At 69.4% G+C, this 2,157-nt stretch carries 2 protein-coding genes; both read right to left on the bottom strand.

Annotated elements, in window-relative coordinates; genetic code table 11:
- On the bottom strand, positions 1–572 hold a 572-nt coding region (locus tag VF697_RS15595), incomplete at its 3' end, for a GDP-mannose 4,6-dehydratase (protein WP_331095735.1).
- A 1-nt stretch (position 573) separates the two neighbouring features.
- The coding region (locus VF697_RS15590; RefSeq protein ID WP_331095734.1) for a glycosyltransferase family 4 protein at positions 574–2,157 on the bottom strand (1,584 nt) is incomplete at its 5' end.

Raw genomic sequence — 2,157 nt, 5'->3', positions numbered from 1 at the left:
GCGCGCGCGGACTGGCGCGGCCCGAAGGTGTTGAAGGGGCGGATGGTGGCCACCGGCAACCCGAAGCTCAGGTAGTAGCTCTCCGCCAGCTTGTCCGCGCCAATCTTCGAGGCCGAGTAGGGCGACTGGCCCTGCAGCGGGTGCTTCTCGTCGATGGGCGTGTAGAGCGCGGTGCCGTACGTCTCGGAGGTGGAGGTGTGGACGACGCGCGCCACCTTGTGCGTGCGCGCGGCCTCCAGCACGTTGAGCGTGCCCTCCACGTTGGCCCGCACGTAGCTGGCCGGCGCCACGTACGAGTACGGGATGGCGATCAGCGCCGCCAGGTGGAAGACGATGTCCTGGCCCGCCACCGCCGACGACACGAAGAAGGCGTCCTCGATGTTGCCGGAGAGGACCTTGATCTTCGAGCGCACCGCGGCGGGAGCGAACTCCAGGTTGGAGAGATCCGGCCGGGCATCGTAGTGCACCATGGCCGTCACCTCGGCCCCACGCGCGACCAGAGTCTCCACCAGGTGGCTGCCGATGAAGCCACCCGCCCCCGTCACCAGAACCTTCGCACCCTGCACTTTCACGTCAGCGACTCCCTTGAAGGACGCCGCTCGCCGCCCCGGAGGACGCGAGCTGGCGGAAGACTTCGTAATACTTCTGGCGCGCCGTCTCGATGGAGAAGTGCTGCTCGACGCTCTCGCGGCACGTGCGCGCCAGGCGCATCCGCCGCGAGTCCAGGCGCAGCGCGCCCTGGATGGCACGCACGAACCCCTCCACATCCGTGGGAGGCACGACGAAGCCGGTACGGCCCGACTGGATGACCTCGGCCAGCGCGCCCACCTTCGACGCCACCACCGGGGTGCCCAGCGCCAGCGCCTCCAGGCACACCAGCGGCAGCCCCTCCACGTCCGAGGGGATGACCACCACGTCCGCCCGGCGCAGGTAGGGCCGGGCGTCATCCACGATGCCCAGCAGCTCCACGCGATCGCCCAGCCCGTGCCGGAGGATGAACTCCTCGACCTGCGGCCGCAGCGGCCCGTCGCCCGTCATCGCGAAGCGCACGTGGGGGTTGCGCCGCATGCGACGGGCGATCTCCACGAAGCGCAGCACGCCCTTCTCCTCGGAGAAGCGGCCCGAGTACAGCACCAGCTTCTCGGTGGGCGTCAGCGCCAGCCGGGGCGGCCCGCCCGTCAGGTAGGGCACCGTGTCCTGCGAGAAGCGCTTCATGTCGATGCCGTGGTGGATGACGCGCAGGCGCTCCGGCGCCTCACCCGCCTGCAGCAGCGCGTCGCGCACCTCTTCGTTGGCGACGATGTGGAAGTCGATCTCGCTCGCGTGGCGGCGGTTGTTCTGCAGGTGCCCCACCGTGTTGTACAGGTGGTCCACCACCCGGACGTGCGGCAGCTCCTTGCGGATGCGCGGCAGCAGATCGTACGTCCGCGCCGAGCCGACGAGCATCAGCACGTTCACCTGGCGCGTGCGCAGCAGGTGGAGGATGGCCTCGTCGTGGGCGGAGTCGGGCAGCTCCTTGGCCAGGTCGAAGACGTCATCGGTGAGGCGCTGGAAGGCGTCCGCCGAGCTGCCCATGCTCGCGGGCGTATCGATGGTGGAATAGACGGTCAGCCGCGCGTCCTCCTGCTCGCGGGTGGCGAACACCTGGAGCATGAGGCTGTCGGAGCCGCCCATCACCATCCACGGCTGGGCCAGGGCGACGCGCAGCGAGTTGCGCGCGGGCAGCGGGCTGCGCGACAGGTCCGGCGTGGGCCCCTTCACCACGGGCGGCAGGCTCTGCTCGCTCGAGATGCGCGCCACGCGGCGAGAGCCCAGGTAGCGCCGGTGCGCCGCCAGCGTCTTGTGGTAGGCCTGATTCAGCTTCGGTTTGATGGAGTCCGAGAGGCTGTTGCCGTGGATGCGGTAGAGCATCAGCGGCTCGCGGATCTTGTACCCCCGCGCGCCCCGCTCGGCGAAGCGCAGCCAGAAGTCCCAGTCCTCGATGGAGCCATCCTTGTTGCTGCCGTAGCCGATGTCCTGCGACTTCCAGGTGTCGTAGCGGAACATCGCCACGGTGGCCACCGTGTTGGTCTTGCTCAGGTTGGCGAGGGTGAACTCCTCCCCCGTCTCCCACAGCCGGTTCTCGCGGCCGAAGAGCTGCACCGAGGGGTAGACCAC

Origin of the sequence: Archangium sp. (genome assembly GCF_036388035.1) — a bacterium.
Classification (GTDB): Bacteria; Myxococcota; Myxococcia; order Myxococcales; family Myxococcaceae; genus Archangium.
The sequence above is the reverse complement of the archived record's forward strand: the minus strand, read 5'-3'. Positions and strand labels throughout refer to the sequence as shown.